Origin of the sequence: Brucella pseudintermedia, from assembly GCF_008932435.1 — a bacterium.
In the GTDB taxonomy this organism is placed as follows: Bacteria; Pseudomonadota; Alphaproteobacteria; order Rhizobiales; family Rhizobiaceae; genus Brucella; species Brucella pseudintermedia.
The window spans coordinates 78,036-96,079 of sequence record NZ_WBWE01000001.1 but is presented as its reverse complement, the minus strand read 5'-3'; the positions used below and the strand labels follow the sequence as shown (position 1 = coordinate 96,079).

Genomic DNA, 18,044 nt, shown 5'->3' with positions numbered 1-18,044 from the left:
GGAGAATGAAAAGGGTACCCGCAAAATGGATCACCAGCTTCTGCTTCGCGGCGGCGCTGGCCCTTTTTGTGCGAAATCCAGTAGATGCGATGGAAAGTCCGCAGCGCGTTGTTTCCATCAACGTATGTACCGATCAGCTGGCATTGGTGTTGGCCAGGGACGGGCAGTTGCGGTCGGTTTCGCACTTGTCGCAGGACCCAGAGCTGTCCGTCATGGCTGCGAAAGCTCGTAAGATGCCAGTCAACCACGCACAGGCGGAGGAAGTCTTTCTGATGAAGCCTGATCTGGTATTGACCGGAACCTTCTCGTCGAGAGCAACGGTTGGGCTATTGCGAAGGCTCGGTGTTCGTGTGGAAGAGTTCGCGCCTGCTCGTTCGTTTGACGATATAGAAGATCATATGCGTCGCATGGGTGAACTGCTCGGAAGACAGGCGGAAGCCAGCCGGGAAATTGATAAAATGAAAGCTGCCTTGGCGGCAATCCAGCCTCCGACCCGCCGCAAGACAGTCGCGCTTTATTACGCCAACAGTTACACATCCGGTCGGGGAACGCTGGTCGATGAGGCTGTGCGTCTTGCCGGGCTTGATAATCTGGCTGACAAGGCAGGCGTCAGTGGTTCTGCTCCGCTATCGCTGGAAAAACTGGTGCTTGAAAAGCCGGATATTCTGGTGCGCAGCTCACGAGATCGTGCGCCTGCGCTGGCTTTCGAGAATTTCGAACATCCGGCATTGCGGGCGCTTGAAAAGCAGGCGAGAGCCGTCACCATAGCGGATAATCTGACAGTCTGCGGCGGACCGTTCAGTGTTGAAGCTGTGGCCGAACTTGCGGAGGCGGCGCGTGACTGAACGTAACCGCTTCTATCTTCTGCTGGTCGGGCTGGCTCTGCTTGTGGCTTTGCTTTTCGTCGTTTCGTTGCTGACGGGACCTGCTGCGATCAGTGTTCCTGACAGCATCAAGGCACTTTTCGGCGATGACAGCGACATGATCGTACTGGTCATGCGCGAAATCCGCCTGCCCAGGGCGTTGCTCGCGCTTCTTGTCGGAGCTTCGCTTGGACTGTCCGGCGCTGCCTTGCAGGGCTACCTTCGCAATCCGCTCGCGGAACCCGGTTTGCTGGGGGTGAGCGCCTCCGCGTCATTCGGCGCTGTGATTGCGATTTATAGCGGCCTGTCGCTTCTTTTTCCGCTGGCCTTGCCGCTGCTTGCACTGGCAGGGGCTTTTGCGTCGGTGTTTTTGGTCAAGCTTCTGGCCGGTCGCAATGCCAGTACGCTCGCCGTCATTTTGGCAGGCGTCGCCGTGACGAGCCTGGCCGGTGCGCTGACGGCGCTGGCGCTGAACCTCTCGCCCAACCCGTTTGCGGCGATGGAAATCGTTTTCTGGATGCTCGGATCGCTGGCGGACAGGTCCATGACCCATGTAACTCTTGCCGCGCCGTTTATACTGATTGGCTGGGTGATGCTTCTGGCGCTCGGGCGCTCGCTCGACAGTTTGACATTGGGTGCGGATGCCGCCGCCACCATGGGCGTCAATCTGGCGCGCGTGCAGCTTTTTGCGGTGCTAGGCACAGCGGCCTGTGTGGGCGCTTCCACCGCTGTTGCCGGTGCAATTGGCTTTGTTGGGCTGGTCGTCCCCCATCTGCTGCGTCCGCTGGTCGGGGCGCGCCCGTCACGATTGCTGGTTGCCAGCGGTTTCGGCGGGGCGGTCCTTTTGCTGGCGGCTGACATATTGGTGCGCACCGTCATGCCGGGGCGTGAACTGAAATTGGGTGTTCTGACGGCAATCATTGGTGCGCCGTTCTTCCTGTGGTTGGTGTTCAAATATCGGAGGCAGCTCGTATGACATTGCTTTCGGTAAAAAATCTTTCCGTTGCGCTCGGCGGGAAGGCCGCGCTCAGCGATGCAAGTTTCGATATTCACGGCGGTGAGTTCATCGGGCTGATCGGACCCAATGGAGCCGGAAAGACGACATTGTTGCGTGCCATTCTGGGGCTTGTTGCGTCCGCCGGAGAGATTTTGCTCGACGGAGATGACTTGCACCGAATGACGGCTTCAACAAAAGCGCAGAAGCTTGCCTATCTGCCCCAAGAGCGTGATGTGGCGTGGCCGGTCTCAGTGGAGATGCTCGTTTCTTTGGGTCGTTCTGCTTTGAAACCGATTGTTGCGAGCATGAATGCGCAAGACGAAGCGCTTGTCGATGCCGCAATGCAGCGTATGGACATTGCCCAATTCCGGGACAGGTCCGCAATGGAGCTTTCCGGTGGAGAGCGGGCGCGGGTGCTGATCGCGCGTGTTCTGGCGCAGGATACGCCCGTAATACTCGCGGACGAGCCAGTCGCGGGGCTCGACCCTTCTCATCAGCTTGGACTGATGGAGAGTTTTGTCGGGCTTGCGCGAGAGGGGAGGACGGTCGTAGCCTCATTGCATGAGTTGAGCCTTGCGGCACAGCATTGCACGCGACTTATTCTGCTCCACAACGGACATGTCGTTGCGGATGGAGCGCCGACGAAAGTACTCACTCCGCAATTGCTACACGATGTCTATGGTATTCGAGCGAAAATCATGACGGTAGATGATGAGTTCATCGTCCATCCGATCTCCCGTGTAGGCTAGATATTTTTCCACTGACGCTCGCGGGAAGAAGCATAGATCGTTTCGACGGTCTTCTGGACTTCATATCCTTCGCGGAAATTGGCATGATTGGTCTTCTGTCCCGCGACGGCAAGCAGGAAGTCGCGGACTTCGATTGTCTTCAGGTCATTGAAGCCGATCTGGTGGCCGCCCGCCACGCAAAATGCTCCGTATGGTTCGTGTTCAGGTCCGGCGAAAATCTTGCGGAAGCCCTGTTGTCCCTTCTTGTCGGAAAAGAGAAACAAGTCCAGTTCGTTGAAGCGCTCCTGCGAAAAGTACAGTGAGCCTTTGGATCCGGAAATCTCGAAATCGTGCTGCATCTTGCGTCCGCTCGCGATCCAGCTTGCCTCCAGTGTACCGGTCGCTCCGTTTTCGAAACGTATGAAGGCGCGAGCAACATCGTCCACCTCAACGGATTTCATTTGTGAAGGGTCCAAACTATCCGGGCGTTCGCTGATGACTGTGACGGCGTCCCCCATAACGGCCTCTATCGGTCCAACAAGATAGCGTGCAGTGGCGATAATATGGCTGCCGATATCGGCTAGGGCACCGCCGCCGCCTGCCGGATCAAGCCTCCATGTCCAGGGGATACGGGCGTCGGCCATGAAGTCTTCCGCGTGAACGCCCCGAAAATTGCGGATCTCGCCCAGTTCACCGCTGTCGATGATCTCTTTGGCCAGTTTTATCATCGGGTTTTTGAGATAGTTGAAACCAACGGCTGTCTGAATGCCCATTCTTTCGGCTGCCAGCGTCATTTCCAGGCATTCCGCAGCGGTGGGTGCGAGTGGCTTTTCGCAATAGACGTGTTTACCCGCTTCAATGGCGGCGAGCGCCATTTCTTTGTGAAACCGGTTTGGCGTTGTAATGTCGATGAGATTGATTTCGGGGGCGCAGATCAGTGTTCGCCAATCGCCGGTGGCATTTGCAAATCCCAGTTGTCTTGCGGCTTTTGCCGCCGTTTCAAAATTGACGTCGGCCAATGTATGAAGCTGGACATCGACCGGCAAGTCGAAGACGCGGTTGACGTTTGCGAGTGCAAGGGCGTGCGTCTTGCCCATGAAACCGGAGCCGATCAAACCAGCCCTTACAACATCGGTTCTACCAGCCATTGTCATTCCTCCAGAAACGATGGTCGAAGCGTTTGGCGCTGCGCAACTCCTTTGCGAAATAAGCATATCGTCGGCAGCTTATGCGATTGACATCAGCTATCAGAAATGGAATTATAATTCCATGATAATTTCTTATGAATGTTTCATTCTATTGAATGGGCCGCGATCTGCATGAGTTGCCGGGCAAACGCTTGGAGGAGCGCCGGGATGCAGCAGACGAAGTTAAAGCGTTAACGCAAACCGGCGGGGAGTGCCGGACAAGGGAGGAGTGAACATGCAATCTCTATTAAAGTCGGCCGTGGCCGGGGCGGCATTGCTGGCTGCGTCTTTCGCAGCCCAGGCAGCCGATATTAATATCGTCGTGGTCAGTCATGGTCAGGCTTCAGATCCGTTCTGGTCTGTCGTGAAAAATGGCGTTGCTGAAGCGGCAAAGGATACGGGCGTGAAGGTTGACTATCGCGCGCCGGAAACCTTTGACATGGTGCAGATGGCTCAACTTATTGACGCTGCGATCAATCAGAAGCCGCAAGGCATTGTGGTTTCCATTCCCGATGCCGATGCGCTTGGGCCGTCGATCCAGCGGGCTGTAGCGGCTGGCATCCCGGTCATTTCCATGAATTCCGGCTCCGACGCTTCGAAGAAGCTGGGAGCTCTGCTGCATGTCGGTCAGGATGAGTTCGACGCTGGTAAAGCTGCCGGTGAAGCGCTGAAGAATGCTGGCGGCAAGAAAGGCCTTTGTGTCAATCACGAGGTCGGCAATGTCTCGCTCGATCAACGCTGCGCGGGCTTCAAGGAAGGTTTCGGCGATGTAACGGTTTTGCCGACATCGACCGATCCCGCCGAAAACGAAGCCAAGGTTCGTGCTGCTCTGGCATCTGACGCTACGGTCGACACGATCCTGACGCTCAACGCGACATTGGCGGGGGAACCTGCCGTGAAAGCGGCGGCTGAAAGCGGTCGCACCGGAATTCATGTTTCGACATTCGATATGTCGGCTGGCTTTCTTGAGGCTGTCGAAAAGGGGCAGGCGGATTTCGCCATCGACCAGCAGCAGTTTCTGCAAGGCTATCTGCCGGTATCGTTCCTTGCGCTTAATGCGAAATACGGTTTGATGCCGGGCGGCAATGTTCCATCAGGCCCGAACCTGATCACCAAGGACAAGGCCAAGCAGGTCGTGGAACTTTCGGCCAAGGGCATCCGGTAAGCATTATCTCGACCATTCAATATCGGACCCGCCCATGACAATGGGCGGGAACGGGTATCTGTACCCAGAATGCATCAGGAGAAGATCATGAGTGAGCCACTTCCCCATCAAAAGGCCAGCATGGCAGCGCTCTCGAAGGATGAGCGATTGCAGTCGGCCAGCCCGTTGCAGCGGCTCCTGAGTCGACCGGAATTGGGCGCGGTGTCCGGCCTGATCTTCATTACGATCTTTTTCGTCTCGGTTGCCAATCCGGCGATGTTTACGGCTGCTGGCATTATGAACTTCATGGCTCCCGCTTCGCAGCTTGGCATTCTGGCCGTCGCCGCAGCACTTCTTATGATTGGCGGTGAATTCGATCTCTCCATCGGGTCTATGGTGGCTTTTGCGGGACTGATCTTCGCCGCTGCTCTTGTCGTATGGCAGGTGCCGCTTGGCGTCGCCATCATCGTGACCCTGCTGTTTGCGGCATTCGTGGGGATGGTCAATGCGCAGATTGTTATCCGAACCGGTTTGCCATCCTTTATTGTGACGCTTGCTTTCCTGTTCATTTTACGCGGTCTGTCGCTGGTCGGGCTGAAATGGGCGACAGGTGGCGCTACGCAGTTGCGGGGCGTGAAGGAAGCGGTAGCGGGCAGTTATCTTGCAGGATTTTTTTCCGGCGATGCCTTTCAGGGAGTTTTTGCCTGGATGGCTGGAAAGGACCTGATTGCCAGATTTCCCAATGGCGAGCCTTCTGTGAGAGGCGTGCCGGTGGAAGTTCTCTGGTTCATCGCCATTGCACTCATCGCAACATATGTTCTGGTACGCACCCGCTTTGGAAACTGGATTTTCGCAGCCGGTGGCGACGCTCTGGCGGCACGCAATTCCGGTGTTCCCGTGCGTCGTGTCAAGACCACGCTTTTCATGTGCACGGCCATGGCCGCAGCGCTGGTCGCCATCCTTACGGTTCTTGATGCGGGTTCGACCGATGCGCGCCGCGGTTTCCAGAAGGAATTCGAGGCAATCATCGCTGCGGTCATTGGCGGTTGCCTCTTGACCGGCGGCTATGGTTCTGCAATCGGCGCGTTCTTTGGTGCGATCATCTTCGGCATGGTGCTGATCGGGCTCACCTATACCCAGATCGATCAGGACTGGTATCTCGTTTTCCTTGGCGGAATGCTTCTGATCGCGGTGCTCTTCAACAATTTCATTCGCAAGCGCGCTACGGGCGAGCGCTGAGGGGAGGATTTGCCATGACGACACCCATCATCGAAGTCCGCAATCTCGTTAAACATTTCGGCCCGGTCATTGCTTTGAACGGCGTCTCGCTGAGCGTCGAGCCAGGGCAGGTGCATTGTCTGCTTGGCGACAACGGCGCGGGCAAATCGACCCTGATCAAAACGCTTTCGGGCGTGCATAAAGCGACGAGCGGCGATTATCTGGTCGAAGGAAAGCCGGTCTCGTTCAACAGTCCGCGCGATGCGCTCGATCATGGCATTGCCACTGTCTATCAGGACCTTGCGATGATCCCGCTGATGTCGGTGATGCGCAATTTCTTTCTTGGGCGCGAACCGACCAAGGGTATCGGGCCTTTCCGCTGGTTCGATGCGCAGCAGGCCGAAGAAGTGACGCGCGAAGAAATGCGCAAGATCGGGATCGATGTCCGCGATCCGCAGCAGGCTGTGGGAACACTTTCCGGCGGGGAGCGGCAATGCGTGGCGATTGCGCGCGCCGTCTATTTCGGCGCAAAGGTGCTCATCCTTGATGAACCGACCTCGGCGCTGGGTGTGAGGCAAACGGCTATGGTCCTCAAATACATCAATCTCGTGCGCTCACGCGGGCTTGGTGTCATCTTCATCACGCACAATGTTCGCCATGCTCATGCGGTTGGCGACAAGTTCACCGTTCTCAACCGCGGCGTAACGCTTGGGACGCGAACGAAGAACGATGTCGACATGGACGAATTGCAAAACCTCATGGCGGGCGGGCAGGAACTTGCCGACCTGACGTCCGAATTGGGTGGTCGGGTTTGATCGAAATTCGGAATGTAGAATGAACCATAGTTCAGGGAAAAAGAGATCACGGATTGCTCTATTCGAGTAATGCTTGAGCAAATGATAAAATATTGTGAGAAACTTTTGCGCTCCTGCTTGCGCTTGCAATTTCAGGTAGTTAGAGCATCTGTCTGCCTGACTGATTCAGGCTGTGTGTTTTAAGCCGTTGTTTCAGCCGTATTAACGCGATGTCGAAGCCTCCCTTTCGTCTGCGAATTCGTCTTGGGCGCTGGCTTGCACAGACACCGTTTTAATTTGCGCTGAAAGGACCAGCATCGTGGAGCAGGCAAAGAACGGAACCCGTAAGGGCGGGCGCAAGGCGCTGTGGGCGGCTGTTGCGGTAATCGCTATAGCTGCCGCCGGTTTGACCGGATACAAGTTCACACTTGAGAAGACCATTACATCGCAGCTTGAAAAGCGTGGCGGCACGGCTTCTTCCGTCGAAGCGGATTTTCTCGGACGTATCCACCTGCGCGACGTGACATTGCCGCTGAAGGATGGCTCTAACGTTCGGATCGCTTCAGTCGATGGTCGCCCGAAATTCCTGTTCCTGACAGGGATGCTGAATGCATCGGGTATCAATACAGAGATCGGAAACTACAGGATTTCCATTCCAAGCGTGGCGATTGAGGACGCTAACTTCGATAGCGCCATGCTGAAGGACACATTCGGCAATAGCGGCCTCACGCTGCCGGAGCGCGTTGGCCGTTTTTCGGCAAAGCGCCTCACCGCGCAGGAAATCAAGGTCGTCCAGACGGTTGCGAATAACGCACAGAACATCGTCTACAAGGACGTTGCGCTGGAAGATATAAACCTCGGTAAGGTTGCTCGTTATACCGCTGGCAGCACAGATTTCGACTTTACGGTCGAAGTTCCTGGCGAAGATGGTGAAAAAGTCACGGACAAAATGACGGGCACCATGGGTGTCGCAGAAGGCAAAGACATTGACGGTGTATTCCTAGCGCGCCTCTATACCGAGAAGGCAGGTCCGGACGACAAGGAGGCCAAGCCGGTCTACGGTCCGTTCTCGGCGAAAAATATCGTCATGAAGACGAAGGATGTGACCTTCAGCTACGATGAAGTTCGCAGCAATGGCTTTTCCGCTCGTATGCCTGCCGTGCCATTCACCGAAACCATGCAGAAGCTGCAGTCCCTCGAAAAGACGGACGAACCTTCCCCGGCAGAAACGCGTGAGCTTATTCTCCAACTGACCTCACTGTTCGAAACGCTGGGAAAGGGTGATGTCGAGTTGATCGGCATGAAAATCGAGCCTGCCGATGCCTCGAAGGGCAAGGGCGGCATCGAACGCATCGCGGTCGCTTTCGATAACCAGAAGATGGACGCTACCATCAAAGGTTTCGATTTCGCGGAAGGTCAGGATTACATGAAGATGGAAGAAGCTTCCCTGAAAGGCTTCTCCTGGGCGACTTCGATCGAAGCGCTGAAAAAGTTCGCGTCGCTGAGCGACGATCAGGTCGAGAACTTCCCCTATACGACCATGCTTCCGGAATTCGGCACGCTTCGGATTGCTGGCATCGACGCCGATCTGCCATACGACCAGTCTGAAGAGGTGGACGCAGGCGAGGAAAACGCGGACGATGCGGCTCAGGCTTCAACCGAAGAAACGTCGGTTCCTTCACTGCCCGAACGCATTCAGTTTGCCATGAAGAGCTATGAAGTTGCTCTCAACAAGCCTTACAACGGCATTCCGACAGATGTGCGCGTGGCTTACGAAGATATGTCGCTCAAAGTCCCGGCACAGGGCAGTGACGAGTTCTACCAGCAGCTTCGGAAACTTGGTTATGATCGTCTCATCATTTCCTCAAATTTTGAGGCCAACTGGGATGAAGCAAACCAAAATCTGATCATCAAGGACATTTCGATCAGCGGCAAGGATATGGGGTCCGTGTCCATATCCGGCTTGATGGGGGGCTTCACCAAGGAGTTCTTCTCTGGTGACAAGGTGATGACGCAGGTTGCCTTGCTTGGGCTCAAGGCCAGGCAGGTGAACCTCAAAATTGAGGAAAAGGGCCTTATCGCCAAGGGCCTCAAAATGTATGCTGACGAAAATAATATGTCGGAAGATGAAGTGCGTAGCACCGTGTCGCTGATAGCTGCCGCCGCTCTACAGGAACTGACTGCGGATCAGCCACAGTTGCAGGACGTTGTGGCGGCGTTTTCAGCCTTCCTCGCGAAGCCGAATATTTTCGAGCTGGTCGTCAAAGCCAAAACCGATAAGGGAATCGGCGCTCTTGAAATGGTCGCAGCATCGCAAGATCCGCTCACTTTGCTCGACAAAGTCGATATCGAAGCCAAGACGGAATAATCAGCGCTTCTATCAATCTGCACGAGACGCCGGCCAAGGGCCGGCGTTTCTGTAATCAGAGCTTCACCAAAACATTACACAAGGGTCATGCCCTTGAAATACAAGGGTCCTAGTAAGCCTCGGAAATAACGAGGCCAACATGACCAGAAAAAATGTCCTGCTTATCGTCGTCGATCAATGGCGAGCAGATTTTATCCCTCACCTGATGCGGGCGGAGGGACGCGAACCCTTTCTTAAAACTCCCAATCTTGATCGCCTTTGCCGCGAAGGCTTGACCTTCCGCAACCACGTCACGACCTGCGTGCCATGTGGCCCCGCAAGGGCAAGCCTGCTCACGGGCCTCTATCTGATGAACCATCGCGCTGTGCAGAATACTGTTCCGCTCGATCAGCGCCATCTCAATCTTGGCAAAGCCCTGCGTGCGATTGGTTATGATCCCGCGCTTATCGGTTACACGACGACGACCCCTGATCCGCGTTCCACGTCTCACAGAGATCCGCGTTTCACGGTTCTGGGCGACATCATGGACGGGTTTCGCTCTGTCGGCGCATTCGAGCCCAATATGGATGGGTATTTTGGCTGGGTGTCACAGAACGGTTTTGAACTGCCGGAAAACCGCGAAGATATCTGGCTGCCAGAAGGCGAGCATTCCGTCCCGGGGGCTACCGACAAGCCATCGCGCATCCCGAAGGAATTTTCGGATTCGACATTCTTCACGGAGCGCGCGCTGACATATCTGAAGGGCAGGGACGGCAAGCCTTTCTTCCTGCATCTTGGCTATTATCGCCCGCACCCGCCTTTCGTGGCCTCCGCGCCCTATCATGCGATGTACAAGGCCGAAGATATGCCGGCGCCTATACGTGCGGAGAACCCGGATGCCGAAGCGGCACAACATCCGCTTATGAAGCACTACATCGATCACATCAGACGCGGCTCGTTCTTCCATGGTGCGGAAGGCTCGGGAGCAACGCTTGATGAAGGCGAGATTCGCCAGATGCGAGCCACCTATTGCGGCCTGATCACCGAGATCGACGATTGTCTGGGGCAGGTCTTTGCGTATCTCGATGAAACCGGTCAGTGGGATGACACGCTTGTCATCTTCACGAGCGATCATGGTGAGCAGCTGGGCGATCATCACCTTCTCGGCAAGATCGGTTACAACGCAGAAAGTTTCCGCATTCCCTTGGTCATAAAGGATGCGGGGCAGAACAAGCACGCTGGCCGGATCGAAGAGAGCTTTTCCGAAAGCATCGACGTCATGCCGACTATTCTGGAATGGCTGGGCGGAGAAACGCCTCGTGCCTGCGACGGTCGTTCCTTGTTGCCGTTTCTGTCAGAAGGAAAGCCCGCCGACTGGCGCACGGAACTGCACTATGAGTTCGATTTCCGGGATGTCTTCTACGATCAGCCGCAGAATTCGGTTCAGCTTTCCCAGGATGATTGCAGCCTCTGTGTGATCGAGGACGAAAACTACAAGTACGTGCATTTTGCCGCTCTGCCGCCGCTGTTCTTCGATCTGAAGGCAGACCCGCATGAATTCAACAATCTAGCTGACGATCCCGCTTATGCGGCTCTCGTTCGCGACTACGCCCAAAAGGCCCTGTCGTGGCGGCTGTCTCATGCCGACCGGACACTCACTCATTACAGATCCGGCCCGCAAGGGCTGACAACGCGCAACCATTGATCTCAGGAGCAACCAATGATCAACCTGACCCGACGCGGGATGCTTGGACTTTCAGCCGGCGCCGCCGGTTCGCTCATCCTGCCGCGCTTTGCTATCGCACAGGCTGACAATCGCCCATCGATCACCATCGCCGTGCAAAAGGTGGCGAACAGCAATACGCTCGACGTCCTTCGCGAACAGTCGAACGTTGGCGAGCGCGTTTTCTTCTCCAGTATATGGGAAGCGCTGATTGACCGTGACTGGCTGGGCGGGCTCTCGGCGGTGCCTGGTCTTGCGACTGAATGGAGTCGCATTGATGACAAGACTGTCGAACTGAAACTCCGTCGGGGGGTGAAGTTCCACAATGGCGATGAGATGACCGCCGAGGATGTTGCCTTCACCTTTGGCAAGGAACGCATGTTCGGCGACACGCAGCCAGCCGAAGGAAAGACGATATACGTTTCGGAGAAAAACCCGCTCGGTCGGGAAAGCAAGGAACTGCCGCTGGAAGTGCCAGCGACTGCCCGCCGTTCGTGGCCATCCCTGCTGGGTGTCGAAGTCGTCGACAAATATACGGTGCGTTTCAAGAACGGTACGCCGGACGTGACCATGGAAGGCCGTATCTCGCGTTACGGCAGCCAGATCATGAGCCGTCGTGGTTGGGAGGAATCCCCAAGCTATCTCGACTGGGCGCGCAAGCCAGTCACCACCGGGCCTTACAAGGTCGTAGAGTTCAAGCCAGACAACATGCTGGTGCTCGAAGCTCATGATGAATATTGGGGTGGACGCCCGCCGCTGAAGCAGATCCGCTTCATCGAAGTACCGGAAGTTGCCTCTCGCATCAATGGTCTGCTCTCAGGTGAATATCAGTTTGCCTGTGACATTCCCCCGGACCAGATCGAGGGCATCGAAAAGAATGATGCTTTCGAGGTTCAGGGCGGCACGATCCTCAACCACCGTCTCACCGTTTTCGACAAGTTCCATCCGCAATTGGAAAACCCGCTAGTGCGTCGCGCATTTACTCACGCGATCGATCGTCAGGCGATTGTGGATTCGCTGTGGGCAGGTCGCACGGTTGTTCCGGCGGGTCTTCAGTGGGATTATTATGGCGATATGTTCGTTCAGGGCTGGAACGTTCCGGAATATAATCCGGATCTCGCTAAGCAGCTTCTGAAGGAAGCCGGTTACAAGGGCGATGCAATCCCCTACCGCCTGCTCAACAACTATTACACAAACCAGACTCCGACAGCGCAAATCCTCGTGGAGATGTGGAATCAAGTGGGCCTGAACGTCGAAATTCAGATGAAGGAAAACTGGCAGCAGATTCTGGAAAAGAGCCCGGGACGCGCTGTGCGTGACTGGTCCAATTCTGCGCCGTTCAACGATCCTGTTTCTTCCATCGTCAGCCAGCATGGCCCGAACGGTCAACAGCAGCAGGTCGGAGAATGGACGAATGAGGAAGCGAACAAGCTTTCCGTCATTCTGGAAACAAGCACGGATCACGCAAAGCGCAAGGAAGCGTTCAAGCGGATGCTGGAAATCTGCGAACGCGAAGATCCAGCTTATACGGTCCTTCACCAGAACGCGACTTTCACCGCGAAGCCGAAGTCGCTGAAGTGGAAAGCGGCACCTGCGTTCGCGATGGACTTCCGCAAGAACAACTGGGCTTGAGCCATTTGTAGTAGCGAGCCCGGTCTGGCCGGGCTTGCTTATCCTTCGGGGGTTTAACCCCGCGACTATGAATGAACCAGAAGGATTGCATGATGCCGCTGGTCGAAATTTCCAATCTCAGGGTCGCCTTTGATGGCGTGCCGGTCTTGCATGGCATCGACCTCTCGATTGAGCGTGGCGAAGCTGTCGGGCTGGTAGGGGAGTCCGGTTGCGGCAAGTCTGTGACCTGGCTGGCAGCGCTCGGTCTCCTGCCGAAGAAGGCGACCATTTCCGGCAGTGTCCTCCTTGAAGGAACAGAATTGCTGACCGCATCGCGCAGCACGCTCGAAAGCGTTCGCGGCGGCCGTATTGCGATGATCTTTCAGGACCCATCGAGTTCCTTGAATCCCGTTATCCGTGTCGGGCGACAGATTGAGGAAGCCGTGCGGCTACATCGCGGCCTGAGAGGATCGGCGGCCCGGGCAGAAGCTTTGCGATTGATGGAACTGGTGGGGATTCCCGATGCTCGCCGACGTATTGATAACTATCCACACGAATTTTCGGGTGGCCAAAACCAGCGTTTGATGATCGCTATGGCGCTGGCAGGAAACCCCGACATCCTGATCGCGGATGAGCCGACGACGGCACTCGATGCGACGATCCAGGCTCAAATTCTCGATCTGCTGGCCGCGCTGCGTGCGGAAACAGGCATGGCTGTGGTCTTCATTAGCCATGATCTTGGCGCTGTTTCGCAAATCTGCGAACGGGTTTCGGTCATGTATGCGGGACGTATTGTTGAGCAGGCCGGGACCGATGCGCTTTTTGCCGCTCCGCGCCATCCCTATACGCATGGGCTGTTTGATTCCATTCCAAGCCTTGATGGCGGGCGCAATCGTCTGATCCCCATTGAAGGCACAGTTCCTGAGCCCGGCAAGCTTCCGCAAGGTTGCGCATTTTCGCCGCGCTGCCTGAGCGCGAGCGATCTCTGCGCGCGAAGCCTCCCAAGGCTCGGCGTTCCGCAGGACGACGCTGGCGAAGGGCGCATGGTCGCTTGTTTTCATCCCTATCCGGCCACGTCGCATTTGCTGTCATCCATGGGGGCTCATCTTTCAACACAAGCGAATACAAAGGCGACAGCACAGTGACAGCCGCTCTTATTGAAGCCCGCGACCTTGTGAAAACCTATACGTCGCGCAAAGGCCCTTTTGGAAAAGCGGTAGCAGTGCGCGCCGTTGACCGGCTTTCCATATCGGTTGCCCCCGCAACAACGCTGGGCATTGTTGGTGAGTCCGGTTCGGGTAAATCCACCACGGGACGGCTGCTTCTCGGTCTGGAAGATCCCAGCGAGGGGGAAGTCACGTTTGAAGGCTCAGCCCTGCCTCGCCAGAAGACTGCAAGCTGGCGCGCTTTACGAGCGCGTATGCAACTCGTCTATCAAGACCCTCTGGCAGCACTGGATCGACGGCTTCCGATCGGTCGCCAGATTGCCGAGCCGCTGGAAATCCATGGCATCGGAACTCCAGATGAGCAGAAAGCCCGTGTTGCCGAACTGATGCAGGCGGTCGGGCTTCGTCCCGACCAGGCTTCACGCTACCCGCACGAGCTTTCGGGCGGGCAGCGCCAGCGCGTCGTCATCGCGCGTGCCATCGCGTCCAAACCGCGCCTCATCGTGTGTGATGAGCCCGTGTCGGCGCTGGACGTTTCCATTCAGGCGCAGGTCGTAAACCTTTTGCGGGATTTGCAGGAACGCGAAGGCATTGCGATGGTTTTCATCAGCCATGATCTGAAAGTGGTGCGCAATATATCGGATCGTGTCGCTGTCATGTATCTCGGCCGTATCGTCGAAGAAGCTTCCTCTGACGAAATTTTTGCCAAGCCGCTTCATCCTTATACGCAGGCGCTTGTGTCCAGTGTCCCGGTTGCGGGAACGCCGCTCAGCGATCGTATCATCCTGCAGGGTGAGCCGCCTAATCCCGCCGCGCGACCGGGTGGCTGCGCTTTTCATCCCCGCTGCCGTTTTGCCGCTCCGCGCTGCGGGAGCGAGGCACCTGAACTCCTCGACATGCCAGCGGGACGCAAAGTGGCCTGCCATTTTGCAGGGGCCCTTCAGACGGACGTTATTCATGCTTAGATTTCTGTTGGTTCGCGGGTTCCGCGCATTTGTGACCATTCTTCTGGTGGTAACATTTGCCTTTGTGGTGTTGCGCATGTCTGGTGATCCGGCCCAGATCATCATGGGACCGGACGCCCCCCCGGAAGCCATAGCCGCATTCCGGAAGAACTGGGGTCTCGACGATCCGCTCTGGCAGCAATATTTGCGCTATTTCGCCGCCATCGCGCGCGGCGATCTAGGAATATCGATGCGCGACGGCCAATCCGCAATCGCACTCGTGGCAGAGCGGATACCTGCCACGCTTCAACTCACGATACCGGCATTGCTCATCAAACTTGGGCTTGGCATTCCCGCCGGAATTTATGCGGCGCTGCACCGCAACAGCTTCATTGATCGGGCTGTCATGGCAACTGCCGTCATTGGTTTCACGCTGCCGAGTTTTGTACTTGGGCTGCTGCTCGTGCTGGTGTTCTCGGTATCGCTTGGATGGTTGCCTTCGGGCGGACAGGATAGCTGGATGCACGCCATTCTCCCCATCATCACGATGGGACTGGGTGGTGCAGCCATTCTGGCGCGTTTTTCCCGCAGCGCGATGATCGAGATTCTGGGACAGCCATACATTCGCACAGCGAGCGCCAAAGGCGTGTCATGGCGCAATGTGGTCTGGCGGCACGCACTGCCTAATGCGGCCATTCCGATCGTTACCATCGTCGGTTTCATGGTGGGATCGCTGATTGCAGGTGCTGTGGTTGTGGAGTCGCTCTTTTCGTGGCCGGGTGTGGGCAGATTGCTCGTGGTTTCGGTTGCCAATCGCGATCTTGCAATCGTGCAATGCATCCTGCTTCTCGTGGCCGCGACGATGGTCATTTCCAATTTCGTGGTCGATCTTCTCTACGGTTATCTCGATCCGCGTCTACGTCAGGCGCAGAGCAAGGCGTGAGGCTGAACCGATGACAGATATGACCGCCAATACAGCCGCTGTTTCCATACACCCCAAAAAGGTTCATAAACGCATTCCGCTGATGGTCATCATCGGCTTCATCTGGATCGCGGCGATGATCCTGATTGCTCTGACCGCGGATTGGATCAAACCTTACAATATCACGGCTTTCGATCTGAAAAACCGCCTCGCATTGCCGGGTAATCCGCAACATTGGCTGGGTACCGATGAGCTCGGACGTGACGTGCTCTCGCGTCTTATCGAGTCCATCCGCATTTCACTGCTCATCGCATTCGGTGCGACTGTCATTTCTGCCGTGTTCGGCACGACGCTCGGTTTTCTCGCAGCCTATTTTCGTGGTGTGGTGGAACAGGTGGTGGTCATGCTGGCTGATTTTCAGGCGGCATTGCCATTCCTCATCCTGTCGCTTGCGGTGCTTGCCTTCTTCGGAAGCTCACTTCTGCTGCTGACCTGCCTGATGGGGTTCTACGGTTGGGAGCGTTATGCCCGTATCGCTCGCGGGCTCGCCGTTTCTGCCAATGCGCAAGGCTACGCAGCCGCGGTTACGCAACTCGGCGCTACGCCGTCACGCGTTTATCTCAAGCATATTCTCCCGAATATTGCCTCGACGCTGATCGTCTCGATGACGCTGACGTTCCCGGAGATCATTTTGCTCGAAAGCAGTCTGTCATTCCTTGGACTCGGCGTGCAGCCGCCAATGACGAGCCTCGGCAATATGGTCGGTTATGGCCGCGAGTATCTCACCCGTGCGCCGTGGATCATGCTCGCGCCGTCATTTGTGATCATGTTCACGACACTTTCGATCAGTTTTGTGGGCGACTGGCTGCGTGACAAGCTGGACCCGACAACCCGATAGGCCTGTCACCCTCGCCAGCACTTGGGCCTTGCGATTCTGAAGGCGAGTTGCTTAGTGTGATCTGTTCAAATTTTTGTGGGAATGACTTCTTATGTTGAAGAATATCAATCCATTGCTGACCGGCTCGCTGCTGGAAGTCCTTGCAGATATGGGGCACGGCGACGATCTGGTGATTGTCGATGCCAATTATCCGGCGCAGTCTTCCGGCGTACACGTACTGGATTTTCCGGGAATCACCGCAACGGATATGGCTGAGGCCGTTCTGTCGCTGCTGCCATTGGACGATTTTGTCGATAAGCCAGCGGCTGTCATGCAAGCGCCCAATGAAACGCCGGCGATTTTCAAGGAATTTGAAGCTGTGATCGAGAAGGCCGAGGGGCGACACATTTCTGTCGATCCGATGGAGAGATTTGCCTTTTATCATCGTGCTCGTGACGCTTTTGCGATCATTCGCACGGGTGAAAAGAGGCGCTACGGCAATATCATCTTCAAGAAGGGCGTCATCCGCTCCTGATGTGGCCTTGATATCTATGTAAAAATAGCCCGGTCGTTGAGCCCGGGCTATTTTGTTGGATTTTATTCCTGCGGCTTTTCTGCCTGCCCCTTCATCGGGCCTTTGTGGTGCCCCATGTGGTGGGGACCCTTGTGAGAACCTCTGGCATGATGCATCTTCGCTGCGCGCATTTCGCTGCGATCAATCTTGCCATCCTCATTCCGGTCCAGTGCAGCGAATTCCTTCTTGCGCTGGTTTTCAATTTCCGCAAGCGTGACCTTGCCGTCGCCATTGATATCGAGGCGACGCTCCATACGGTCAGCCGCACGGCTCACGATGCGCTTTTGTGCCAATGCTTCGATTTCAGCCCGAGAAAGTACTCCGTCACCATCGCTATCAGCGGCCTTGAGGTCATCAAGACGTGAGAATTTTTCGAGGTCGACGGGGCCTTGTCTAAACTTCATATCTCTGGATGGTGTAGCGGGCGTCTCTGTCGCCGTTTTATCAGTATTTGCACTGTTGTTTTCTTGCGCCAGTGCGGGAACTGCAAGCAAAGATGTTGCAATTACAGCGATAAATGCGGTCTTGGATTTCATGGCTATTTTACTCCATTACTCTTTTACAGGGACGCCGCTAAATGGCGTGCAAGTAATGTCGGTCATCTTAGATGAACCGCATATGAATATGCGAATTAATTATCGGTAATGTGTCGGAGGAAACGCAGCGGTCCAACGAGGCATTCCTGGAGGTAGGAAAGCCGAAAGCAACGAAGCGAATTTTCGTTCTGGAAGGGCTCTGGCTTCAACCAGCCAGCGAAGACAAGTGTATCAGCGGAAGCGTTTGTTTTCTGAAGAGAAAATGGTGGGTGATGTAGGGATCGAACCTACGACCCGCTGATTAAGAGTCAGCTGCTCTACCAACTGAGCTAATCACCCACTCGCTTTGCCGAGGCAGCGGCCCCGGTGAAGTGAGCGGTTCTATAACGGCCTCTTTTCCACCTGTCCAGCCT

General features: G+C 55.9%; 16 protein-coding genes and 1 tRNA gene. 14 read left to right on the top strand and 3 right to left on the bottom strand.

Features of this window, described 5'->3' with window-relative positions:
* The first annotated feature begins 5 nt into the window (after window positions 1-5).
* Genes F9K78_RS00445 through F9K78_RS00435 form a run of 3 tightly spaced genes read left to right on the top strand, consistent with a single transcriptional unit; the run spans window position 6 to window position 2,609 of the window.
* A complete protein-coding gene (locus tag F9K78_RS00445; RefSeq protein WP_121982210.1) occupies window positions 6-845 on the top strand; it encodes an ABC transporter substrate-binding protein in 840 nt (279 codons plus the stop codon).
* Window positions 838-1,839 (top strand): FecCD family ABC transporter permease, encoded by a 1,002-nt coding sequence (locus F9K78_RS00440; RefSeq protein ID WP_121982211.1) that lies wholly within the window; start codon window positions 838-840, stop codon window positions 1,837-1,839. The genes F9K78_RS00445 and F9K78_RS00440 overlap by 8 nt, the downstream gene beginning before the upstream one ends.
* The gene (locus F9K78_RS00435) at window positions 1,836-2,609 is read left to right on the top strand and encodes an ABC transporter ATP-binding protein (protein ID WP_121982212.1); all 774 of its coding nucleotides are present in this window, start codon (window positions 1,836-1,838) and stop codon (window positions 2,607-2,609) included. The genes F9K78_RS00440 and F9K78_RS00435 overlap by 4 nt, the downstream gene beginning before the upstream one ends.
* Here the strand turns inward: F9K78_RS00435 and F9K78_RS00430 are convergent.
* Window positions 2,606-3,736 (bottom strand): Gfo/Idh/MocA family protein, encoded by a 1,131-nt coding sequence (locus F9K78_RS00430; protein ID WP_121982213.1) that lies wholly within the window; start codon window positions 3,734-3,736, stop codon window positions 2,606-2,608. The two genes, F9K78_RS00435 and F9K78_RS00430, sit on opposite strands and share 4 nt — an antisense overlap.
* A 274-nt stretch (window positions 3,737-4,010) precedes the next feature.
* On the opposite strand from F9K78_RS00430, the gene F9K78_RS00425 reads away from it, so the two are divergent.
* The 11 genes from F9K78_RS00425 (at window position 4,011) to F9K78_RS00375 (ending at window position 17,056) form a co-directional block, all read left to right on the top strand.
* A complete protein-coding gene (locus tag F9K78_RS00425) occupies window positions 4,011-4,940 on the top strand; it encodes a sugar ABC transporter substrate-binding protein (RefSeq protein ID WP_121982214.1) in 930 nt (309 codons plus the stop codon).
* 87 nt (window positions 4,941-5,027) lie between these two features.
* A complete protein-coding gene (locus tag F9K78_RS00420; protein WP_151682029.1) occupies window positions 5,028-6,158 on the top strand; it encodes an ABC transporter permease in 1,131 nt (376 codons plus the stop codon).
* A 14-nt stretch (window positions 6,159-6,172) separates the two neighbouring features.
* Window positions 6,173-6,952 carry an ATP-binding cassette domain-containing protein gene (locus tag F9K78_RS00415; RefSeq protein ID WP_121982215.1) on the top strand — a complete coding sequence of 260 codons (780 nt, stop codon included), beginning with the start codon at window positions 6,173-6,175 and terminating at the stop codon, window positions 6,950-6,952.
* Between the two features lie 298 nt (window positions 6,953-7,250).
* Window positions 7,251-9,299, top strand: a complete 2,049-nt coding sequence (locus F9K78_RS00410) for a hypothetical protein (RefSeq protein ID WP_151682028.1) — start codon at window positions 7,251-7,253, stop codon at window positions 9,297-9,299.
* A gap of 139 nt (window positions 9,300-9,438) precedes the next feature.
* The gene (gene pehA, locus F9K78_RS00405) at window positions 9,439-10,983 is read left to right on the top strand and encodes a phosphoric/sulfuric ester hydrolase PehA (RefSeq protein WP_121982217.1); all 1,545 of its coding nucleotides are present in this window, start codon (window positions 9,439-9,441) and stop codon (window positions 10,981-10,983) included.
* A gap of 15 nt (window positions 10,984-10,998) precedes the next feature.
* Window positions 10,999-12,633: an ABC transporter substrate-binding protein gene (locus F9K78_RS00400; protein WP_121982218.1), complete on the top strand. Its 1,635-nt coding sequence runs from the start codon at window positions 10,999-11,001 to the stop codon at window positions 12,631-12,633.
* An 89-nt stretch (window positions 12,634-12,722) separates the two neighbouring features.
* Entirely contained in the window at window positions 12,723-13,757 is a 1,035-nt protein-coding gene (locus F9K78_RS00395) for an ABC transporter ATP-binding protein (protein WP_121982288.1), read from the top strand.
* The gene (locus F9K78_RS00390; protein ID WP_121982219.1) at window positions 13,754-14,743 is read left to right on the top strand and encodes an ABC transporter ATP-binding protein; all 990 of its coding nucleotides are present in this window, start codon (window positions 13,754-13,756) and stop codon (window positions 14,741-14,743) included. Before F9K78_RS00395 ends, F9K78_RS00390 begins: the two co-directional genes overlap by 4 nt.
* Complete coding sequence (locus tag F9K78_RS00385) at window positions 14,736-15,665, top strand: ABC transporter permease (RefSeq protein WP_121982220.1); 930 nt, start codon at window positions 14,736-14,738, stop codon at window positions 15,663-15,665. The genes F9K78_RS00390 and F9K78_RS00385 overlap by 8 nt, the downstream gene beginning before the upstream one ends.
* Window positions 15,666-15,684: 19 nt before the next feature.
* The gene (locus F9K78_RS00380) at window positions 15,685-16,542 is read left to right on the top strand and encodes an ABC transporter permease (RefSeq protein WP_376903285.1); all 858 of its coding nucleotides are present in this window, start codon (window positions 15,685-15,687) and stop codon (window positions 16,540-16,542) included.
* A 91-nt stretch (window positions 16,543-16,633) separates the two neighbouring features.
* Window positions 16,634-17,056, top strand: a complete 423-nt coding sequence (locus tag F9K78_RS00375) for an RbsD/FucU family protein (RefSeq protein WP_121985056.1) — start codon at window positions 16,634-16,636, stop codon at window positions 17,054-17,056.
* 62 nt (window positions 17,057-17,118) lie between these two features.
* On the opposite strand, the gene F9K78_RS00370 is transcribed toward F9K78_RS00375, so the two are convergent.
* Both F9K78_RS00370 and F9K78_RS00365 read right to left on the bottom strand, forming a co-directional pair.
* Window positions 17,119-17,631, bottom strand: coding sequence for an EF-hand domain-containing protein (locus F9K78_RS00370; protein ID WP_121982223.1), 513 nt, complete (start codon window positions 17,629-17,631; stop codon window positions 17,119-17,121).
* Between the two features lie 263 nt (window positions 17,632-17,894).
* Window positions 17,895-17,970: transfer RNA gene (locus F9K78_RS00365), tRNA-Lys, on the bottom strand.
* Window positions 17,971-18,044: the final 74 nt, after the last annotated feature.

What these genes read in the sequence shown, in the direction of transcription:
- F9K78_RS00370 (WP_121982223.1), bottom strand. Translation starts at nt 17,631, where the DNA reads ATGAAATCCAAGACCGCATTTATCGCTGTAATTGCAACATCTTTGCTT.
- F9K78_RS00430 (WP_121982213.1), bottom strand. Translation starts at nt 3,736, where the DNA reads ATGGCTGGTAGAACCGATGTTGTAAGGGCTGGTTTGATCGGCTCCGGT.
- F9K78_RS00445 (WP_121982210.1), top strand. Translation starts at nt 6, where the DNA reads ATGAAAAGGGTACCCGCAAAATGGATCACCAGCTTCTGCTTCGCGGCG.
- F9K78_RS00420 (WP_151682029.1), top strand. Translation starts at nt 5,028, where the DNA reads ATGAGTGAGCCACTTCCCCATCAAAAGGCCAGCATGGCAGCGCTCTCG.
- F9K78_RS00400 (WP_121982218.1), top strand. Translation starts at nt 10,999, where the DNA reads ATGATCAACCTGACCCGACGCGGGATGCTTGGACTTTCAGCCGGCGCC.
- F9K78_RS00425 (WP_121982214.1), top strand. Translation starts at nt 4,011, where the DNA reads ATGCAATCTCTATTAAAGTCGGCCGTGGCCGGGGCGGCATTGCTGGCT.
- F9K78_RS00415 (WP_121982215.1), top strand. Translation starts at nt 6,173, where the DNA reads ATGACGACACCCATCATCGAAGTCCGCAATCTCGTTAAACATTTCGGC.
- F9K78_RS00375 (WP_121985056.1), top strand. Translation starts at nt 16,634, where the DNA reads ATGTTGAAGAATATCAATCCATTGCTGACCGGCTCGCTGCTGGAAGTC.
- F9K78_RS00380 (WP_376903285.1), top strand. Translation starts at nt 15,685, where the DNA reads ATGACCGCCAATACAGCCGCTGTTTCCATACACCCCAAAAAGGTTCAT.
- F9K78_RS00395 (WP_121982288.1), top strand. Translation starts at nt 12,723, where the DNA reads ATGATGCCGCTGGTCGAAATTTCCAATCTCAGGGTCGCCTTTGATGGC.
- F9K78_RS00435 (WP_121982212.1), top strand. Translation starts at nt 1,836, where the DNA reads ATGACATTGCTTTCGGTAAAAAATCTTTCCGTTGCGCTCGGCGGGAAG.
- pehA (WP_121982217.1), top strand. Translation starts at nt 9,439, where the DNA reads ATGACCAGAAAAAATGTCCTGCTTATCGTCGTCGATCAATGGCGAGCA.
- F9K78_RS00385 (WP_121982220.1), top strand. Translation starts at nt 14,736, where the DNA reads ATGCTTAGATTTCTGTTGGTTCGCGGGTTCCGCGCATTTGTGACCATT.